This window comes from Saccharibacillus brassicae, from assembly GCF_006542275.1.
Lineage (GTDB): Bacteria > Bacillota > Bacilli > Paenibacillales > Paenibacillaceae > Saccharibacillus > Saccharibacillus brassicae.
In genome coordinates, this window is record NZ_CP041217.1 from 2,553,910 (window position 1) to 2,574,079 (window position 20,170).

A 20,170-nucleotide genomic window follows, 5' to 3' on the forward strand; every position below is an offset into this window, starting at 1 on the left:
TTTGAAAAGAGGGAGGTCCTGCGGGACTTCCCTTTTTTGCGTGAAAATCCGCTTTTCTTTAAAAGAGCGTACCCAAAACCGATTTCGGATATTTTTGGTATTGTTGCTCTTGGTATCACGGCATATAATCGAGATGGTAAGCAAGCGGGAGCAAGAACGGCCGGATTGGACAAGCGATCGACCGCAATAGAGGAGATGTATGCCATGGTAAGGGTACCCGTAAACGAGCTGGAAGCGGGAGTTAAAATAGCCGTTAACGTTTATACCGATAAAGGGAATCTGCTGTTTCAAAAAGGCAGGATCCTTCTTCCAAAAGATTTGGAGATTTTGCAGGCTTTCATGATCGATGAAGTCGAGATTCAGGGCGAAGCCGGAGACAGCGACAAAAAAGGAACGGAACCCGACGGCAAAGAATCCGCATCGCCGGGCACCGACGCGGCTCGTTCGGGCCCGAATCGCAGGGAACGCAGCTTTATGGAAGAATACGACCAGATGGTAGCCCTTATCAAGACCGGTTTTCCTTCCGTACTGGCGATGGAGATCCCGATCTTCCAGTGGCGCGCCCAACTGGAGAAGCTGATCGATCAGATTCAGGGATACCGGATTTTGGGCTTTACCCCGCGTATGCCGGACAAGCACGACTATATGTATCATCATGCCGTTCTGTGCGCGTTGACTTCCTATATGTTGGCACGCTGGTTGGACGTTCCGCAGAAGAACTGGATCCAGGTCGCTCTGGCCGGACTGCTGCACGATCTGGGCAAAGTCAAGATTTCGCCGATGGTCCTGCACAAGCCGACTCCGCTGAATGCCGAAGAAAAAGTCGAGATGAACAATCATACGACCTACGGCTACCAGATTCTCAAAAATGCGACGGCTTTGCAGGAAGGCGTTCTGCTCGCGGCGCTTCAGCACCATGAACGGATCGACGGCAGCGGCTACCCGTTGGCTTCGACCGGAGAGAAGCTGCATCTCTATTCGAAGATCGTGGCCGTAGCGGATATCTTCCACGCCATGACGCTCGACAGCGGCTATCGCGGCGCGACTTCGCCCTACCTGGTGCTGGAACAGCTTGAGAAAGATTCGTTCGGCAAGCTCGATCCGGCCATCGTACGCACGCTGATCAAACAGACGACGCAGCTGTCTCTGGGAACCCGCGTGAAGCTGAGCAACCGCAAGACAGGCGAGATCGTCTATGCCGACGCGCATCAGCCGACCCGTCCCATGGTATCGATCAACGGAGAGATCGTTAATCTGATGCAGGACCGCAAGCTGTTTATCATGGAAGTGCTATAAGCCGATATAGCCCCTATGTTAGAAGGAAAAATCAAGAGCCTCATAGAAATGGGGCTCTTTTTCAATGGTTATCGAAATTTATCTGAAAAAAGGCTTGCTATCTGTTTGTGAGCGTGATATATTCTAGGAACGGCCTTGAGAGAGTGACCGAGCGGTTCGAACAAGTGAGCAGGGAAAAGATGAAGTCAAAATCGAAGCTTCGCAAGAAGTTGAAAAAAGATTTCAAAAAAGACTTGCAAAACGGAAGCGGACATGCTAATATATAAGAGTTGCTGCTGCGAGCGAAACAAGCGAGCGGGGCACACGAGTAAGATCGAGTAACACCCATGAGATTAACGAGTTTGTTCTTTGAAAACTGAACAGTGAGTAACGAGAATCACGGAACCCAGCCGGGCCAAGTGATTCGAGGAACCGCGCTTAGCGAAGGGTTTTTGATCTTCGGATCTAGACTCTGAAACTTCAGCACGGTTTAGAGTGAATATAGGGAATGAAAATTCCCGCCAGCCGGAACGAAAATTGCTGACCCCTTTGGGCAAAGCGATTTGCAGTTCCAGCGTCTAGCTAGAACGAGCACATGGTGCTTTCTTTAAAAAGCGAAGATCAAGTGACCGCTTGGTTCAAAGCCTTGGCCCTAAGGGTTCCGGCTTTGAAGTCGCGGTTGCGAAAGTGTTCGCAACTTAATGGAGAGTTTGATCCTGGCTCAGGACGAACGCTGGCGGCATGCCTAATACATGCAAGTCGAGCGGATTGGATGAGAAGCTTGCTTCTCTGATAATTAGCGGCGGACGGGTGAGTAACACGTAGGCAACCTGCCTTTTAGCCTGGGATAACTTCCGGAAACGGATGCTAATACCGGATACATCATTTCTCCGCATGGAGAGATGAGGAAAGACGGCGCAAGCTATCACTGAGAGATGGGCCTGCGGCGCATTAGCTAGTTGGTGGGGTAATGGCTCACCAAGGCGACGATGCGTAGCCGACCTGAGAGGGTGAACGGCCACACTGGGACTGAGACACGGCCCAGACTCCTACGGGAGGCAGCAGTAGGGAATCTTCCACAATGGGCGAAAGCCTGATGGAGCAATGCCGCGTGAGTGATGAAGGTTTTCGGATCGTAAAGCTCTGTTGCCAGGGAAGAACGTCCGGGTGAGTAACTGCACCCGGAGTGACGGTACCTGAGAAGAAAGCCCCGGCTAACTACGTGCCAGCAGCCGCGGTAATACGTAGGGGGCAAGCGTTGTCCGGAATTATTGGGCGTAAAGCGCGTGCAGGCGGCGGGTTAAGTCGGATGTTTAAGATCGGGGCTCAACCCCGATTCGCATCCGAAACTGGCCCGCTTGAGTGTAGGAGAGGAAAGTGGAATTCCACGTGTAGCGGTGAAATGCGTAGAGATGTGGAGGAACACCAGTGGCGAAGGCGACTTTCTGGCCTATAACTGACGCTGAGGCGCGAAAGCGTGGGGAGCAAACAGGATTAGATACCCTGGTAGTCCACGCTGTAAACGATGAGTGCTAGGTGTTCGGGGTTTCGATACCCTGGGTGCCGAAGTTAACGCATTAAGCACTCCGCCTGGGGAGTACGGTCGCAAGACTGAAACTCAAAGGAATTGACGGGGACCCGCACAAGCAGTGGAGTATGTGGTTTAATTCGAAGCAACGCGAAGAACCTTACCAGGTCTTGACATCGGCATGACCGGCTTAGAGATAAGCCTTTCCTTCGGGACATGCCAGACAGGTGGTGCATGGTTGTCGTCAGCTCGTGTCGTGAGATGTTGGGTTAAGTCCCGCAACGAGCGCAACCCTTGACTTTAGTTGCCAGCATCTTGGATGGGCACTCTAGAGTGACTGCCGGTGACAAACCGGAGGAAGGCGGGGATGACGTCAAATCATCATGCCCCTTATGACCTGGGCTACACACGTACTACAATGGCCGGTACAGAGGGCTGCGAAGCCGCGAGGTGGAGCCAATCCCAGAAAGCCGGTCTCAGTTCGGATTGCAGGCTGCAACTCGCCTGCATGAAGTCGGAATTGCTAGTAATCGCGGATCAGCATGCCGCGGTGAATACGTTCCCGGGTCTTGTACACACCGCCCGTCACACCACGAGAGTTTATAACACCCGAAGTCGGTGAGGTAACCGCAAGGAGCCAGCCGCCGAAGGTGGGATAGATGATTGGGGTGAAGTCGTAACAAGGTAGCCGTATCGGAAGGTGCGGCTGGATCACCTCCTTTCTATGGAGAATCGTTTCCGGAGAGCGGAAACATTCAGTCCCGCTTTTCTAGGGAGATAAAAAATAGAAACACTCTAACTCACTGTTCGGTTTTGAGAGAGGGAACTCTTTCAACTAAATATGTTTTTTGGAATCGCCTTGAGCGATTGAAAAGCTTGTCGCTTTACGCGGGAATGCCTTTTGATCCACACGAAGTGATGCACCCAAAAGACATGCCTTGTTCCTTGAAAACTGGATACCGAAACGAAAAACTTCGCGTCTGGAAGATCTCTTCTTCGGAAGATGATTTCCCAATGAAGTTTGGTTAAGCAAGTAAGAGCGCACGGTGGATGCCTAGGCACCAGGAGCCGACGAAGGACGCGACGAACCGCGATAGTGCTTCGGGGAGCTGTAAGTGAGCGTTGATCCGGAGATTTCCGAATGGGGGAACCCAGCTGGACTCATACCCAGTTACTGACCGAGTGAATTCATAGCTCGGCAGAGGCAGACCGGGGGAACTGAAACATCTAAGTACCCCGAGGAAGAGAAAACAATAGTGATTCCGTCAGTAGCGGCGAGCGAACGCGGAACAGCCCAAACCAGAGAGCTTGCTCTCTGGGGTTGTGGGACGTCTCACACGGAGTTACAAAGGAGTTTGGTAGGCGAAGAGGTTTGGAACGACCCGCCACAGCAGGTGATAGCCCTGTAGCCGAAAGCAAGCTCCCTCCGAGACGGATCCCGAGTAGTGCGGGGCACGTGAAACCCCGTATGAATCCGGCAGGACCATCTGCCAAGGCTAAATACTCCCTGGTGACCGATAGCGAAGCAGTACCGTGAGGGAAAGGTGAAAAGGACCTCGGAAGAGGAGTGAAATAGAACCTGAAACCGTGCGCTTACAAAAAGTCAGAGCCCAATTAAGGGGTGATGGCGTGCCTTTTGTAGAATGAACCGGCGAGTTACGTTTACATGCAAGGTTAAGGTGAGAAGCCGGAGCCGCAGCGAAAGCGAGTCTGAATAGGGCGATATAGTATGTAGGTGTAGACCCGAAACCGGGTGATCTACCCCTGTCCAGGGTGAAGGTGCGGTAACACGCACTGGAGGCCCGAACCCACGTACGTTGAAAAGTGCGGGGATGAGGTGGGGGTAGCGGAGAAATTCCAATCGAACCCGGAGATAGCTGGTTCTCCCCGAAATAGCTTTAGGGCTAGCCTCGGATTGAGAGTTGTGGAGGTAGAGCACTGATTGGGTGCGGGGCCCGCCAAGGGTTACCAAGTCCAGTCAAACTCCGAATGCCATCAACTTATATCCGGGAGTCAGACAGTGAGTGCTAAGATCCATTGTCAAAAGGGAAACAGCCCAGACCATCGGTTAAGGTCCCCAAGTGTGTGTTAAGTGGGAAAGGATGTGGAGTTGCCCAGACAACCAGGATGTTGGCTTAGAAGCAGCCACCATTTAAAGAGTGCGTAATAGCTCACTGGTCGAGTGACTCTGCGCCGAAAATGTAACGGGGCTAAACACACCACCGAAACCATGGCTTGATGCCTTGCGCATCAGGGGTAGGGGAGCGTTGAATACGGATTGAAGGTGTACTGGAAAGAGCGCTGGACTGTATTCAAGTGAGAATGCCGGTATGAGTAACGAAAAGATCAGTGAGAATCTGATCCGCCGAAAACCCAAGGATTCCTGAGGAAGGCTCGTCCGCTCAGGGTTAGTCGGGACCTAAGGCGAGGCCGAAAGGCGTAGTCGATGGACAACAGGTGGATATTCCTGTACCGCCGTAAACCGTTACGAGCAATGGAGTGACGCAGGAGGGAAGGGACGCGGACTGATGGAAGTGTCCGTCCAAGTAACAAGTCTGGTATGTAGGCAAATCCGCATATCTGAGGACAAGTTGCGATGGGGAGCGAAAATTACAGTAGCGAAGGTCCTGGGCTCACACTGCCAAGAAAAGCTTCTAGCCAGGTGAAGGCGCCCGTACCGCAAACCGACACAGGTGGGTGGGAAGAGTATTCTAAGGCGCGCGGAAGAACTCTCGTTAAGGAACTCGGCAAAATGACCCCGTAACTTCGGGAGAAGGGGTGCCCCGGTAGTGTGAATAGCACGAGGGGGCCGCAGTGAAAAGGCCCAAGCGACTGTTTAGCAAAAACACAGGTCTGTGCGAAGCCGCAAGGCGAAGTATACGGGCTGACGCCTGCCCGGTGCTGGAAGGTTAAGAGGAGGGGTTAGCAGCAATGCGAAGCTCTGAATTGAAGCCCCAGTAAACGGCGGCCGTAACTATAACGGTCCTAAGGTAGCGAAATTCCTTGTCAGGTAAATTCTGACCCGCACGAATGGCGTAACGACTTGGGCGCTGTCTCAACGAGAGATCCGGTGAAATTTTAATACCTGTGAAGATGCAGGTTACCCGCGACAAGACGGAAAGACCCCATGGAGCTTTACTGCAGCTTGATATTGGACTGGGGTGCGATTTGTACAGCATAGGTGGGAGCCTTAGATCTCGGAGCGCCAGCTTCGGGGGAGGCGCCGTTGGGATACCACCCTGATCGCATGCTAGTTCTAACCTCGTACCGTAATCCGGTACAGGGACCGTGTCAGGCGGGCAGTTTGACTGGGGCGGTCGCCTCCTAAAATGTAACGGAGGCGCCCAAAGGTTCCCTCAGAATGGTTGGAAATCATTCGCAGCGTGTAAAGGCATAAGGGAGCTTGACTGCGAGACGGACAGGTCGAGCAGGGACGAAAGTCGGGCTTAGTGATCCGGTGGTACCGCATGGAAGGGCCATCGCTCAACGGATAAAAGCTACCCTGGGGATAACAGGCTTATCTCCCCAAGAGTCCACATCGACGGGGAGGTTTGGCACCTCGATGTCGGCTCATCGCATCCTGGGGCTGAAGTAGGTCCCAAGGGTTGGGCTGTTCGCCCATTAAAGCGGTACGCGAGCTGGGTTCAGAACGTCGTGAGACAGTTCGGTCCCTATCTGTCGTGGGCGTTGGAAATTTGAGAGGAGCTGTCCTTAGTACGAGAGGACCGGGATGGACGCACCGCTGGTGTACCAGTTGTTCCGCCAGGAGCATCGCTGGGTAGCTACGTGCGGAAGGGATAAACGCTGAAAGCATCTAAGCGTGAAGCCCCCCTCAAGATGAGATTTCCCACACGCAAGTGGTAAGACCCCTTGGAGACGACGAGGTAGATAGGCAGGAGGTCGAAGCGTAGCAATACGTGTAGCTGACCTGTACTAATCGGTCGAGGGCTTATCCTATAGACTGGCGCAGCCAGACTCTTCGGAAGCCTCTGCTTCGGTTGAGCACACTGCGCGAGCAAACACTTCATGACGCGAAGTGGATCGTTTCGGATCCGGTTTTCAAGGTGCAAACCTTGTACAAGACAGAGCTTGTTTAGGAAACACAGGCCCAATCGGGATCTTCGTTTCCTAAAGACAATCTGTTCCGGCTTACTTCGTAAGCCTAGGTTTGGTGGTGATGGCAGAGGGGTTCCACACGTTCCCATCTCGAACACGACCGTTAAGCCCTCTAGCGCCGATGGTACTTGGACCGCAGGGTCCTGGGAGAGTAGGAAGCCGCCAAGCCAAAAAGAAAAAGCCTTTACCGTTCATTCGGTAAAGGCTTTTTTGTTGTTCCACAAGTAGTTTTTTCTTTCCTTTGCCCTTGATCTTGTCTCGGTCTTGTCTTGTATTGGTCTTGATTCTTGCGCCCTTGCAGCCGGCAAAGCCGCTGCCTCTTCCCCGCGGCTCGTTACAGCCGCCCGCCCTTCCCTCTCTTAACCTCTCTCAAGCGCGTAGAGGCTTGAGAGGCCTTCCCTCTTCCCCGCTTGGGAGCGTGCCTTTTTCGAACCGGAGCGCCTTTGTCCTTCCCCTTTTTCCAGCCAGATGCTCTTATTCCAATCGAGAAAAGGGGGAGGACAACGAAGCGCAGGTCGAAAAAGGCACGCTCCCCTCATGATTACATTTTTGTAACCGTTCACTTTTGCATAGTAGGTATAATAGAGAAATGGATGAAAAGGCATTTGCAGTCTTTTAATCCGGGGAAAAAAAGACAGAGTCTGCACAAAAATCACTGGTTTTTCTAGGGGACTCACGGGTTCTTGCAAGGAATTAGGAACCGGGAGAGAAGAACTATACAGGATTCATCAAGCTTGCGCAGAGCCATGTAAGGGGGAATTGAATATGAAGCGGAAGGTGGAATCTTTGGCCTTTTGCCTATTCTGCAGTTCACTTCTTCTTCTAGCGGGATGCACGTCGGAGGAGCCTTCGTCTTGGGCGGTCTATGACGGTGCGACGATTGAAGAAAGCTTTCCCGTGCCCAAAGAAGCAAGTAAAACGGATGTAACGGCTGATAATACCAAAATGAGCTATGTACGCTACTCGGTACCGGGACTCGATAGCCTGAGCCAGATTCCGGAAGCCTATTTGGACGTCATCAAAGCCTGGGGCTGGACGGAACAAACAGATCTGGAAAATCTCGAAGAACCGAATCCAATCCTCATTTTTTCCAAAGGCAAAACGACTGTGCATTTATCTCTGGAAGGGGACTATTTGACGGTTCTTGTACCCAAAGGAAACTGAGGACAGCAGGACTCAAATTCGAAACAGAAATAGACAAGTCGAATAAAAAGACCGGTGCTTCCGACTCATGAGTCGAAGTCCGGTCTTTCTTTGGCTGCGCCGAAACGGCTGTTATTGGACGTAATAGGAAATATCCTGCGAGTTGAGCTTGATGATAACATCCTTGCGCTGCTTGCGCATGCTGAGCAGGACCATAAGGCGGGGAACCATCAGCCAAAAATGCCAGAACAGCAGGGACAGCGTCAGCGGAAGCGGAATCCAGGCGACGAGAATGCCGATAAATACGAATCCGATCCACAAACTTTGCAGCATCACCTGTTGGATCACGGAGTACGCCGTATGCTGTTCCGGCAGGAAGCCGAACCAGACGCCGGAGAAGCGCAGACGCCATTTTTTTCGATACAGCGGGCCCCGGATCAGCAGAACCGAGTGCGAGACGACAAAATGAATCCACAGCACCAGCAAAAAAGCGATCGGCATATACAGGAGAGCAGGCCAGGAATACCACACGACGCCGGCAGCAAGAACCGGAAGAGGAACTAATAAATATAACAGCAGCAGCGCCCGGGAAATATGAATTTTGCGGATAAGCTGGTATTGGTAAATCGTCGCGTTGCCGTTCTCGCGCGGTTGCTCAAGCATGTTCGACCTTCCTTCCTCGTTCTCATCACCGTTTCCCGAAATTGGGAAACTTGCTGTCTATATCATAACGTATCGGAGCGGTAAGCGGAAGATTGAAAATCCTTTTGATTTCTGGGAACGCGTCGTAAAATCAGGTACAATAGATAGAGTGAAAATGCAGGGACAGGAGGTGCGGCATGAACGAATTCGAGCCGAACGATGCGCCCCTTTATGCGGAGCTGCTTCGTTATGCCGCGCGTAAAGAGGCTTCTTTTCATGTGCCGGGCCACAAGGACGGGCGCTTTTACCGAAATAGCGAAGGCGGCCTGCCGAAAGGGTTGGCCGATATTTGGGAGATCGACGCAACGGAAATCGAAGGAACGGACGATCTGCACGATCCGGAAGGCGTGATCCGGGAAGCGCAGGAGAAAGCGGCCGCTTTTTTTGGCGCGGAGGAATCATTTTTGCTCGTGGGCGGAAGCACCGTCGGCAATCTGGCGCTTATCCTGACCGTATGCCGGGAGCCGGGAGACGTGCTGATCGTCCAGCGCAACGTGCACAAGTCGGTGCTGAACGGATTGATGCTGGCCGGCGCGCAGGCGGTGTTCGTCGCGCCGGATCACGACCCGGTCAGCGGACTGGCGGTGCTGCCGGGAGACGCTGCGCTGGAGACGGCGCTGGCGCGTTACCCGCAGGCGCGCGGCGTGCTGCTGACCCGGCCGAATTATTACGGAATGGGCCGCAGCATCCGGGAGACGGCCGCGACTTGTCATCGGCACGGCGTTCCGCTGCTCGTCGACGAAGCGCACGGAGCGCATTACGGCCTGCATCCGGAGCTGCCGGCGTCCGCCTTGGCGGAAGGGGCCGACGGCGTCGTGCAGTCGACGCACAAGATGCTCGCCGCCCTGACGATGGGCGCGATGCTGCACGTGCAGGGCGGCCGGATCGACCGCGAACTGCTGCGCCGGCGTCTGGCGATGGTGCAGAGCTCCAGCCCGTCGTACCCGATCATGGCTTCGCTCGATCTGGCGCGCAGCGAAATGCAGCGCCGGGGGACGTCGGCGTTCGCCGGCGCGCTGGACGCCGCGGCGCACGTTCGCCGCGAGCTGGAGCGGCTGCCCCGGTTCGGCACCGTTCGGCCGGAGATGCCGGACGGTGCCCTTGAAGGCGGGGAGGCTGCGCCCCGCCCCGCGGCGGGACCGGCGTCCGCCGCGCGGGAGCGGGCAGGCGAACCGCGCGGCGATGAGCCGCGCGTCTACGCCGAGCAGGACCCGCTCAAGATTGTCGTATGCGACAATCGGCAGCTCTTGAGCGGCTATGCGCTGCAGCGGAAGCTGGCGGACGCGGGGTGCATCGCGGAGATGAGCGACGAACGCCGCACGGTGCTGGCGTTCGGGCCGGGGTCGGACGCGGACGACGCGGGGCGGCTCATCGCCGCGCTGCGGGAGCTGCAGCGCGAACTTGACGCCGAAGCCGAAGCCGAAGCCGAAGCCGAAGAGGCGCAGGCGGCGGAAGGCGGGCAGCGGCCGGCAGAAGCGGCCGGCTTACCGGACGCCGGGCCGGAGCCGTATCGGCCGGGAGCCGAGGTCGCGGGCGCGCCTGCGGTGTCCGAACCGGTTGCGTTCGATCTGCGGCCGGAAGGAGCTTCGGCAGCCGTTCGGCTGGAGAATTCGGCCGGACGGATCGCGGCGGAGATGATCGTGCCTTATCCGCCCGGCATTCCGCTGGTCTATGCGGGAGAGCGGATTACGGAGGCGGCCGCGGCGCATCTGCTGCGGCTGCGCGAAGCGGGAGCCCGTTTCCAGGGGGCTGCCGATGCGTCGCTTGCGACGGTACGCGTGCGTTCGGACGTGCAGGGGCAAAGAGACATCGAGGGAAAAGCAAGCGCCGATGGAGCACAAAATAAAAGAGGCAGGTAACCAAACATGGAGCATTCGGGTACATTTATAGTGTTGGAAGGGCCGGACGGCAGCGGGAAAACGACGCAGATCGGCAGAATCGAAACTTATTTGCGCGAGCGCGGAGCCGACTTTGTCTCCACGCGCGAACCCGGCGGCGTGCTCGTGGCGGAGAAGATTCGCAGCGTCATTCTCGGCGTGGACCACGCGATGAGCGGGCTGACCGAATGCCTGCTGTACGCGGCGGCCCGGCGGGAGCATCTGCTGCAAAAGGTCATTCCGGCGCTCGAAGCGGGCAGGATCGTGATCTGTGACCGTTACGTCATGTCGTCGCTCAGCTATCAGGGGTACGGCCGCGAACTGGGGGACGCCGTGCTGGACATCAACAAGCGCGCGATCAACGTGGACGGCTTCGAATATTGGCCGGACATGAACATTTATCTGGACGTTACGCCGGAGATCGGGCTGCAGCGCATTCACGAGAAGAACGACGGGCGCGAGATCAACCGGCTGGATCTGGAAGCGGAAGGATTTCACCGGAAAGTCCGCGAAGGATATTTGCAGCTGGTGCGCGACTACGAATCCCAATTTACGACCGTCGACGCTTCGCAAAACGAAGACGACGTTTTTGCCGATATAAAAGAAGTGCTGGACACTCTCCTGTTCAAGCGGGAAGCAAACTGAAGCGTTCGAGCTTTTTTCTACAACAATTTCTATAAAAAAAGGTGCCGATCCCCTTCCCCCGGGCAGGATTTGGCGGCGGCCGTGTCGAATATGGAACATACGACTTTTTCCGTCTTCAAGCGGAAAGTCCAATCGAAAGGGAGGGAACACGGATGAAACTGATTATCGCGATCGTGCAGGATAAAGACAGCAACCGTCTGTCGGGCGAGCTGGTAAAATCGAATTTCCGGGCAACGAAACTGGCCAGTACGGGCGGCTTCCTGCGAGCGGGAAATACGACGTTTCTGATCGGGGTGGACGACAGCCAAGTCGAATCGGTCATGAACGTCATTCGCAACAGCTGTAAAGTTCGTGAGCAGCTCGTGACGCCGGTAACGCCGATGAGCGGAACGACGGATTCGTATCTGCCGCTTCCGGTCGAAGTGCAGGTTGGCGGCGCGACGGTATTCGTGCTTCCGGTCGACCGTTTCGAACACTTCTAAGCCGCGGGTTCCCGCACGGGAACGCAAGCGCAAGGCTGTCCTGCCGGACGTTGGAAAAACCGCAGAAAAGACTGTTGGAACGACCCATTACACCGGCGGACAGCCGGCCTGGAGAAGGGTATGGTCTCCCCAGGGGGACCGCTCGTCTTCACGGATAAAAAGGCAGGGATAAACGATGAAAATCAATCCGGGGTTCCGACCCCTCAACAATACGCCGATTACGCCGGATACCGGCGCACGTCCCGTCGAGCAGCGCAGCTTCGCCGATACGATTCGGCATCAGGAAGCGCAGTCGACGCAGGACGAACTCGGCCGCCGCATGCAGGAAATCAATCGTCAGGGAGACCGTCTGGCCCGTTCCATGACCATTCGCGAACTGAAGTCTTACCGCACGATGGTCAAGCGGTTCCTCGAAGATACCGTACGCCGCGGCGTCGGCATGAAAGACACCAAAGGCTGGGATCGTCTCGGCCGGACCAAGCGCTACAAACTGATCGACGAGATCGACGGCAAGCTGCTCGCCATGGCCGACGAACTGCTGGCCAGCGAAGAAGGCCGCATCGCCCTGCTGGAGCAGATGGGCGAAGTTCGCGGCCTGCTGATGAACCTCTTGTTCTGAGGCGTATCGACCCAAGTGCATTCGATCTTTCGACGCCGCTCTGCGGCGTCATTCTTTTACTTATCCGCATCTTCATATCGCGAAGTGCCACAAAGGAGACCTCCATCCCATGTCTTTACAAACGATCAGCGGCCAGGAGACCGCCAAGCGCATGCTGGGCGTCAGCCTGCGCAGCGGGCGGATCTCGCATGCCTACCTGTTCAGCGGTCCCGGCGGAAGCTCGCGGCGCCGGGCGGCGGATGCGTTCGCCCAGGCGCTGCTGTGCGAGCGGGCTTCGGAGCTTGGCGATGCCTGCGGCGAGTGCCTGAGCTGCCGCAAAGTGGAGCACGGCAATCATCCCGACCTGAAAGCGATCGGTCCCGACGGAGCTTCGATCAAGATCGAGCAGATCCGCGAGCTCCAAAAAATGTTCGCTTACCGCTCGGAATCGAGCGGGCGCAAAGTGTATATCATCGACGAAGCCGACAAGATGACCGTGCAGGCTTCCAACAGCCTGCTCAAGTTCCTTGAAGAACCTCCGGCTCCGGCCGTGGCGATCCTGCTGGCGGAAAATGCCCAGACGCTGCTGCCGACTATCCGCTCTCGGGTTCAGCTCGTCCCGTTCACGGCGCTCGGGGCGGAGTCGATCCTCCGCGAGCTGGCGGTCGAAGGGCTGGCGACTCCGGCTGCGCGCTGCGCGGCTTACCTGACGCCGGGAGCCGAAGAATGCAAAGCGCTTGCGGCAGAGAATTGGTTTGCAGAAACAAGAAATGTAGTGATACAATTAGGGAAGGAGTCGATCGGCCGAAGCGGCGCAAGCCTCGTTACCGCCCAACAGCAAGTGTTCAAGGCGGGACTCGGCGAGCACCTCGACAGCCTGTTCGATCTTTTCCATTTGTGGTTCAGAGATATGATTTACGTTCAATCCGAACGGCGCGAGCACATCGTTTTCATAGATCAGTCGGAGTTCATCTCCCAAGTGGCAGGTTCCCGCAGTGCGGAATACTGGATAGCGTGTATGTCCATGACCGCCGATAGCAAAAAGAAGCTCAAGTCCAACATGAACAACCAGCTTTGTCTTGAGCAGTTTTTGGTCAATCTGGTTCCCTGATCCCGTGACGCGGGCAGGGAACGGGCCTTCGATCCGTCGCGGCCTTTACGGAAGCTGCGGCACGGTCGATGGACCGGAGCAGCCGGAACGTCAAGCTTCAAGTCCGGGCGGACGTTCCGGCAGCCGAACGTTTTGAATGCGCGCAAGGGAGGTTTAGCTTTGTACAGTGTAGTCGGAGTCCGTTTCAAGAAAGCGGGCAAAGTGTATTATTTCGACCCCCTGGAGTTTCCCGTCGAGCAGGAACAATGCGTGATCGTGGAGACGGCGCGGGGCGTCGAATACGGCAAGGTCGTGGTAGGAAAGAAGCAGGTGCAGGAGAGCGACGTCGTGCTGCCGCTGAAGCGGGTTATCCGCATCGCCGGCGATACGGACGCGCGCGTGGTGGAAGAGAACAAGGACGCCGCCCGCAAAGCTTTTGCCACCTGTATAAATAAAATCAAGGATCACGGATTGAAAATGAAGCTGGTCGACGTGGAATACACGTTTGACCGCAACAAGATCATTTTCTACTTCACGGCCGAAGGCCGGGTCGACTTCCGTGAACTGGTCAAAGATCTGGCCAGCATTTTCCGGACCCGGATCGAGCTTCGGCAGATCGGGGTACGCGACGAAGCGAAGATGCTCGGAGGAATCGGGCCGTGCGGGCGGGTACTGTGCTGCTCGTCGTGGCTGGGCGATTTCGAACCGGTATCGATCAAGATGGCCAAAGATCAGAATCTGTCGCTGAATCCGACCAAAATCTCGGGTCTGTGCGGAAGGCTGATGTGCTGTCTGAAGTTTGAGCACGATAACTACGAGGCCACGAAGGAAGAAATGCCTGCCGTCGGCAAGCTGGTCGTCACTTCGCTCGGAGAAGGCAAGGTCGTTGGCATCAATGCCGGTAAGCGCATGGTGCATGTCCAGTTGTTCGAGGTCAGCAAGGTTAGAGAATTGTCCATGGACGACATCGTCGTCAAGTAAGTCAATCGGAACCGCTCTGGGGTGGAGTTTACTTGGAGAAGAAAAATGTTTTCTCGCAAATACACGAGATGGAAACGCAAGTGGAAAGCTTCAGAGACGAACTCGGCACGATGAAGCAGGCGGTCAAGGAATTGATGGAAGATAACCATCGACTGCTTACCGAAAACGAACGTCTGCGGAAAATTTTGAAAAGGGAAGCCCAGGGAGAAGCGAACTCCGGTGCCCGTTCCCAACCGTTCAACGTCCTCAGCGAACCGAAAAAGAAAAGCGAGGACGTCAGCGACACGGTCGGAGAAGGCTACGACAATCTGGCCCGCCTGTACCACGAAGGATTCCATATCTGCAACGTGTACTACGGTCATTTGCGTACGGAAGGCGACTGCTTGTTCTGCCTGTCTTTTTTGAATAAATGATCCGGAATCAGTCTGAGAGCCGCGGCGTTTTTTGCCGGCGGCTTTTTTTTGAAAGAGGAGCGTTGGAAAGATGGAAAAAAGTTACGACGATATTCCGCTGCGCGAAGGCGAACGGGTCGACGACCTGCTGACGCAAAATTTGCATATTATCCAGAGCCCGGACGTATTCAGCTTCTCGATGGATGCCGTGCTGCTGGGGCGATTCGCTTCGGTGCCGGCGCGCGGGCGCGTGCTCGATCTGTGCACGGGCAACGGCGTCATTCCGCTGCTGCTGTCCACCCGGACGAAAGCGCAGATCGAAGGCGTGGAAATTCAGGAACGTCTGGCCGATATGGCGGAGCGCAGCGTGGCGATGAACGGCCTGCAGGAGCGGATCGCCATTCATAAGGCCGACCTCAAGACGTTCCATCAGACCGCGGGACACGGCATGTACGACGCGGTCACGGTTAATCCGCCGTATACGGCGCTGACGGGCAGCGATATCAAAGCCAATCTGCACGAAGCGATCGCCCGGCACGAGATTCACTGCACGCTGGAAGACGTGGTGCAGGCCTGCGGCCGACTCGTGAAGCAGGGCGGCAAAGTGTCGATGGTCCATCGGCCGCATCGGCTGGCGGATATTCTGACGCTGATGCGCCAGTACAAGATCGAGCCCAAACGGGTGCGCTTCGTGCATCCGCGCGCGGGCATGGAAGCGAATATGGTGCTTGTCGAAGGGCTGCGCGACGGCAAGCCGGAGATGCGCATCCTGCCGCCCCTGATCGTGTATAACGAAGAGGGCGTGTACGGCGACGAGATTATGGACATCTACTACGGAGGGCAGAAGGAGGTCTGACATGCAGGTTCAAAAAAGCTTCGAACCCGGAGGAAGCGGAGCGGGTACGCTGTATCTGGTCGCGACGCCGATCGGCAATCTGGAAGACATGACATACCGCGCGATCCGCACGCTCAAAGAGTGCGAGCTGATCGCGGCGGAAGACACGCGGCAGACGCGCAAGCTGTTGACCCACTTCGAGATCGTGCCCCAGAAATTGTTCAGCTACCACGAGCATAACAAGGCCGCAAGCGGCCCCGAATTAATTCGGTATATAATAGAAGGAAAAAATCTGGCCCTCGTCAGCGACGCCGGTCTGCCGGCCGTTTCCGACCCCGGCTCGGACCTGGTCAGACTGGCGATCGAAGCCGGAATTGCCATCGTTCCGATCCCCGGGGCGAACGCTGCGCTGTCGGCGCTGATCGTGTCGGGCTTGTCCACGGAACGTTTCACATTTGCCGGGTTCCTGCCCCGCGACAACAAAGACCGGCGCGAAGCGCTGGATGCGCTGGGACGTCTGGAAGGCACGCTGCTGTTCTACGAATCGCCGCATCGGGTGATCAAGGCGGTCGAAGCGATGCTGGAAGCGTGGGGACCGAGACGAGCGGTACTGGCGCGCGAGCTGACCAAGCGCCATGAAGAAGTGGCACGCGGCACGCTGGACGAACTGCTGCAGCATATGAAGGATCATTCGCCGCTCGGCGAATACTGCATTGGGGTCGAAGGAGAAAGCGCGCAGGAAGCCCAGGAACGCAAAGACGCCTGGTGGCAGGAGTTGGAGCTCGAAGAGCATGTGGCCCATTACGAAGCGCAGGAGAACCTCAATCGCAAAGACGCCATGAAAAAAGTGGCCGCGGATCGGGGACTGTCCAAGCGGGACGTCTATAACGCTTTGCTGGGTTAGAACAACGCCTGCGAAAATTGCAAAAGTGGAAAAGTCCATGAAAAAACGCCTCCGGGAGCCGAAGATCGGCGGTTCGGAGGCGTAAACGTGCAAGGAGAAGCAAAAGAAGTTAGAATTGATGGGGATGGGATAAAAAGTGGATCGAGACTTTTTATTTCGTAACTGGAGCAGGAATTTCGGAAACGCAGTCGTAGCACACGATCTTGCCTCTGAAATAAGTCACGTTGTCGGCGTTGCCGCAGAAAATGCAGGCCGGTTCGTATTTTTTGAGCATAATGCGTTCGCCGTCGACGTAAATTTCCAGCGCGTCCTTCTCGCCGATTCCGAGGGTGCGGCGCAGTTCGATCGGGATGACGACCCGTCCCAGTTCGTCTACTTTTCTTACAATGCCAGTCGATTTCATCATGATATATTGCCTCCCAAGAAGTATAAGTTTAAAAGGATAGCGGAAGGTTGCGCAAACAGCGAATCATTCCGTCTTTTGAAGGAGTGCTGGGCTTATGCGTCCATCCAATGTCATTTTTCGACATTGTTCTAGCTTTTATGATCCTCATAATAACAATGTTTCCCAGAACAGTCAACCCGAGAACGCTGAATATTTCCTTAAAATTTGATAAAAAATCAAATTCAATAGAAAATTGTCTAAAAATCGACTAAAAAATAAATAAATCATCGATTTCTACGGATATTTTGCAGCAGACCTGAACATCAATACGACGACAAAATGCGACATTGGAACTATATTTTCCATTCTGATTCGAAGGAGTGAAAAAATGCCGAACGACATCAAGCCGCTGCGGGAAGAGAAAGTATTCAAAGATCCGGTTCACAATTACGTGCACGTGCAGGATCGAACGATCTGGTCGCTGATCAACACGCCTGAATTCCAGCGGCTGCGCCGAATCCGGCAGCTGGGGACGACGTATCTGACCTTCCACGGAGCCGAGCACAGCCGCTTCTCGCATTCGCTCGGCGTCTACGAGATTACCCGGCGTATCATTTCCCAATTCGAACGCAACAATTATCCGGATTGGCCGGTCGAAGAAAATCTGGTCGCGATGTGCGCCGCCCTGCTGCACGACCTGGGACACGGACCTTTTTCCCATTCGATCGAAGAAGCTTTCCATATGGACCACGAAGATTGGACCTGCAAAATCATTCTCGGCGATACCGACGTCAACCGGGTGCTGCGCGAAGCGTCGCCGGATCTGCCGGAGCGCGTCGCCTCGGTCATTCGCAAAGACTACGAGAAGAAGATCGTCGTCAACCTGATCACGAGCCCGCTCGATGCGGACCGGATGGATTACCTGCTGCGCGACGCCTATTTCACGGGGGTCAATTACGGAACGATCGATATCGATCGCATCCTGCGCATGCTGCGTCCCTATAATGGAAGAATCGTGGTGAAGGAGTCCGGTATGCACGCCGTGGAAGACTACCTGATGGCGCGCTACCAGATGTATTGGCAGGTCTATTTCCATCCGGTGACGCGCAGCTCGGAGATCATTCTGCGCCAGATTTTCCGCCGGGCGGGAGAGCTGTACCGGGAAGGTTACGCGTTCGGATTCTTGCCGCAGCCGCTGCCTTCTCTCTTCGAAGACGATCTGACCGTCAAGCAGTATCTGAAGCTCGACGAGTCGCTGATCCAGACGACGTTTATGCAGTGGAGCGAGGAGCCCGATCCTATACTGAGCGAGCTCTGCTGCCGATTCCTGCATCGCAGGCTGTATAAATATGTAGAGGTCGATTACATCGACAACGAGACGATCGAAGAGATTCGGAGCAGCTTCGCCGAGGTCGGCCTGCATCCGGAATACGATTTCGAAATTGACTTTCCGACCGACCTGCCGTACGACGTATTCCGGCCGAACGATTCCAATCGGGGCAGCCAGATCCTTTTGCTCGGCAAGCAGGATAAACTGAGAGAAATTTCCGAAGTTTCCGATATTATTAGATCGATCAGCGGGCTGCAGCGGGGCAAAAACCATTTGTATTACCCCCACCACAAACTCGCCGAAGTCATCTCGAAGCTGCCGTCAAAAATCGCGTCGATTTTCCCGATTTCGCCGGACTAAGCACTTTTTTGCCGAAAACGATCCGAAATCCGCGAACTTTTCCCGTTTTGAAAAACAGTCGTAAATTCGTGAAAAACATTAGGCGGCCGCGTCTCGGCAGCCTATTTTTATGAAAAGGAGAGATCATTATGTTATTTGATACTCATACTCATATGGACGCGCCCGAATTCGAAGCGGACCGGGACGAAGCGATGGCCCGGGCCGTCGAAGCGGGCGTGACCCGGATGGTCAATATCGGCTTCAACCGCGAGACTATTCCGACGACGCTTGCGCTGGCCGACAAGTACCCGTTCGTCTATGCGGCGATCGGCTGGCATCCCGTCGATGCGATCGATATGCAGGAAGGCGACCTGGAATGGATCGAATCGCTCTGTGCTCACGAGAAAGTGGTGGCGATCGGCGAGATCGGGCTCGATTACCACTGGGACAAATCGCCCAAAGACGTTCAGCATCGGGTGCTGCGGGAGCAGATCGCGCTGGCGAAACGGGTCAAGCTGCCGATCGTGATCCACAACCGCGAAGCCCACGAAGACACGATCCGAATCCTCAAGGAAGAGAACGCTTCGGAAGTCGGCGGCATCATGCATGCGTTCTCCGGCAGCTGGGAAACGGCCAAAATCTGCCTCGACCTGGGCTTCCATCTCTCGTTCGGCGGACCGGTCACTTTCAAGAACGCCAAGCAGCCCAAAGAGGTGCTTGAGAAGACGCCGATGGACCGGCTGCTGATCGAGACGGATGCGCCGTATTTGACGCCGCATCCGTACCGCGGAAAGCGCAACGAGACCGCTTATGTTCGCCTCGTCGCCGAGACAGCCGCCCAGCTAAAAGGAATTTCTCTGGAAGAAATTGCCGAACAGACAATGAAAAATGCGAATAAACTTTTTGGTATCGGTTCTTAAAGAGAGCAAATGCGGTGAAAAGAAGAGTATTTACGAGATATTAATCTCTTAGGTCCAAAAAAGGGCAGAAGATTACAAATTTTTAACCTTTTACTCTGAAATACGTCAAAACGAGCAGCTTTACAAACAAGTGTGAAAAAAGCTATTATCTTGTCAGTGATTAATCCGGCCGTATGTTCGGTTAATCCGACAAATTCATGTACCGTCTCGCTGAATCTTCGTCAGGAATGACGAAGAACGGGGGAACCCGAAGCGGTCTGCCGATTATGATTTCCGAACTCACCGTTCGGCGAAAGCAGCCCGTGGTCGATTCCTTTTCAACTGGGTCTACGGGGTGAATTGGAGGTCTTCTCGCCATGAGCGGAAGAACCGACATAGGACGACTCTCTTCGTCCGAACCCGACAGCTAACCTCGTAAGCGCACAATAAGAGAGAGGCAGCCACGCGCCTTATGTTTTCCTCAGATCGTCAACTTGTCGATTTTATAAGAGGGAAGCCCGCGGAAGAGTCCTCTTAAGTTTTCTTAAGCCGCTCTTTCCACAGGCTTCTTTTGTTTTATGGCAGTTCTGCCGGAGGGAACAGCGTACATAAGGGTGGGATTCAAGGCTGAACTTTTAGACCGGGATGA

At 55.2% G+C, this 20,170-nt stretch carries 15 protein-coding genes, 3 rRNA genes and 1 riboswitch; of the genes, 16 read left to right on the forward strand and 2 right to left on the reverse strand.

What is annotated here, in order from left to right; translation table 11 throughout:
* Positions 1 to 204 precede the first annotated feature (204 nt).
* The 5 genes from FFV09_RS10665 (at position 205) to FFV09_RS10685 (ending at position 8,083) form a co-directional block, all read left to right on the forward strand.
* A complete protein-coding gene (locus FFV09_RS10665) occupies positions 205 to 1,296 on the forward strand; it encodes an HD-GYP domain-containing protein (RefSeq protein WP_141447816.1) in 1,092 nt (363 codons plus the stop codon).
* A 677-nt stretch (positions 1,297 to 1,973) separates the two neighbouring features.
* Positions 1,974 to 3,525, forward strand: a 16S ribosomal RNA gene (locus tag FFV09_RS10670).
* A 301-nt stretch (positions 3,526 to 3,826) separates the two neighbouring features.
* A 23S ribosomal RNA gene (locus FFV09_RS10675) occupies positions 3,827 to 6,760 on the forward strand.
* Between the two features lie 210 nt (positions 6,761 to 6,970).
* Positions 6,971 to 7,087: ribosomal RNA gene (gene rrf, locus FFV09_RS10680) — 5S ribosomal RNA — on the forward strand.
* Together the 16S, 23S and 5S rRNA genes form the textbook arrangement of a ribosomal RNA operon.
* 597 nt (positions 7,088 to 7,684) lie before the next feature.
* On the forward strand, positions 7,685 to 8,083 hold the full coding sequence (locus FFV09_RS10685; RefSeq protein ID WP_141447817.1) for a hypothetical protein: 399 nt from the start codon (positions 7,685 to 7,687) through the stop codon (positions 8,081 to 8,083).
* A 111-nt stretch (positions 8,084 to 8,194) separates the two neighbouring features.
* On the opposite strand, the gene FFV09_RS10690 is transcribed toward FFV09_RS10685, so the two are convergent.
* The gene (locus FFV09_RS10690) at positions 8,195 to 8,725 is read right to left on the reverse strand and encodes a hypothetical protein (RefSeq protein WP_141447818.1); all 531 of its coding nucleotides are present in this window, start codon (positions 8,723 to 8,725) and stop codon (positions 8,195 to 8,197) included.
* Positions 8,726 to 8,901: 176 nt separating this feature from the next.
* Here FFV09_RS10690 and FFV09_RS10695 point away from each other — a divergent pair, with 176 nt between their 5' ends.
* From FFV09_RS10695 to rsmI, 9 genes are all read left to right on the forward strand, one after another.
* Complete coding sequence (locus tag FFV09_RS10695) at positions 8,902 to 10,623, forward strand: aminotransferase class I/II-fold pyridoxal phosphate-dependent enzyme (RefSeq protein WP_141447819.1); 1,722 nt, start codon at positions 8,902 to 8,904, stop codon at positions 10,621 to 10,623.
* A gap of 6 nt (positions 10,624 to 10,629) precedes the next feature.
* Positions 10,630 to 11,286, forward strand: a complete 657-nt coding sequence (gene tmk, locus FFV09_RS10700) for a dTMP kinase (RefSeq protein ID WP_141447820.1) — start codon at positions 10,630 to 10,632, stop codon at positions 11,284 to 11,286.
* A 152-nt stretch (positions 11,287 to 11,438) separates the two neighbouring features.
* Entirely contained in the window at positions 11,439 to 11,768 is a 330-nt protein-coding gene (locus tag FFV09_RS10705) for a cyclic-di-AMP receptor (RefSeq protein WP_141447821.1), read from the forward strand.
* A gap of 175 nt (positions 11,769 to 11,943) precedes the next feature.
* Positions 11,944 to 12,387 carry a YaaR family protein gene (locus FFV09_RS10710; protein ID WP_141447822.1) on the forward strand — a complete coding sequence of 148 codons (444 nt, stop codon included), beginning with the start codon at positions 11,944 to 11,946 and terminating at the stop codon, positions 12,385 to 12,387.
* Between the two features lie 109 nt (positions 12,388 to 12,496).
* Positions 12,497 to 13,477, forward strand: coding sequence for a DNA polymerase III subunit delta' (gene holB, locus FFV09_RS10715; protein ID WP_141447823.1), 981 nt, complete (start codon positions 12,497 to 12,499; stop codon positions 13,475 to 13,477).
* A 159-nt stretch (positions 13,478 to 13,636) separates the two neighbouring features.
* The gene (locus FFV09_RS10720) at positions 13,637 to 14,437 is read left to right on the forward strand and encodes a PSP1 domain-containing protein (RefSeq protein ID WP_141447824.1); all 801 of its coding nucleotides are present in this window, start codon (positions 13,637 to 13,639) and stop codon (positions 14,435 to 14,437) included.
* Positions 14,438 to 14,469: 32 nt separating this feature from the next.
* The gene (gene yabA, locus FFV09_RS10725) at positions 14,470 to 14,850 is read left to right on the forward strand and encodes a DNA replication initiation control protein YabA (RefSeq protein ID WP_141447825.1); all 381 of its coding nucleotides are present in this window, start codon (positions 14,470 to 14,472) and stop codon (positions 14,848 to 14,850) included.
* A 70-nt stretch (positions 14,851 to 14,920) separates the two neighbouring features.
* The gene (locus FFV09_RS10730) at positions 14,921 to 15,685 is read left to right on the forward strand and encodes a tRNA1(Val) (adenine(37)-N6)-methyltransferase (protein WP_141447826.1); all 765 of its coding nucleotides are present in this window, start codon (positions 14,921 to 14,923) and stop codon (positions 15,683 to 15,685) included.
* A 1-nt stretch (position 15,686) separates the two neighbouring features.
* The gene (rsmI, locus tag FFV09_RS10735) at positions 15,687 to 16,568 is read left to right on the forward strand and encodes a 16S rRNA (cytidine(1402)-2'-O)-methyltransferase (protein WP_141447827.1); all 882 of its coding nucleotides are present in this window, start codon (positions 15,687 to 15,689) and stop codon (positions 16,566 to 16,568) included.
* A gap of 151 nt (positions 16,569 to 16,719) precedes the next feature.
* On the opposite strand, the gene FFV09_RS10740 is transcribed toward rsmI, so the two are convergent.
* Entirely contained in the window at positions 16,720 to 16,974 is a 255-nt protein-coding gene (locus FFV09_RS10740) for an AbrB/MazE/SpoVT family DNA-binding domain-containing protein (protein ID WP_141447828.1), read from the reverse strand.
* Between the two features lie 367 nt (positions 16,975 to 17,341).
* Between FFV09_RS10740 and FFV09_RS10745 the strand changes: the two genes are divergently transcribed.
* Together FFV09_RS10745 and FFV09_RS10750 are read left to right on the forward strand one after the other, a co-directional pair.
* Positions 17,342 to 18,643: an HD domain-containing protein gene (locus tag FFV09_RS10745; protein WP_141447829.1), complete on the forward strand. Its 1,302-nt coding sequence runs from the start codon at positions 17,342 to 17,344 to the stop codon at positions 18,641 to 18,643.
* Positions 18,644 to 18,771: 128 nt separating this feature from the next.
* Positions 18,772 to 19,542, forward strand: a complete 771-nt coding sequence (locus tag FFV09_RS10750) for a TatD family hydrolase (protein WP_141447830.1) — start codon at positions 18,772 to 18,774, stop codon at positions 19,540 to 19,542.
* 198 nt (positions 19,543 to 19,740) lie between these two features.
* A riboswitch (cyclic di-AMP (ydaO/yuaA leader) is annotated at positions 19,741 to 19,979 on the forward strand.
* The last annotated feature ends 191 nt before the right edge of the window (positions 19,980 to 20,170 follow it).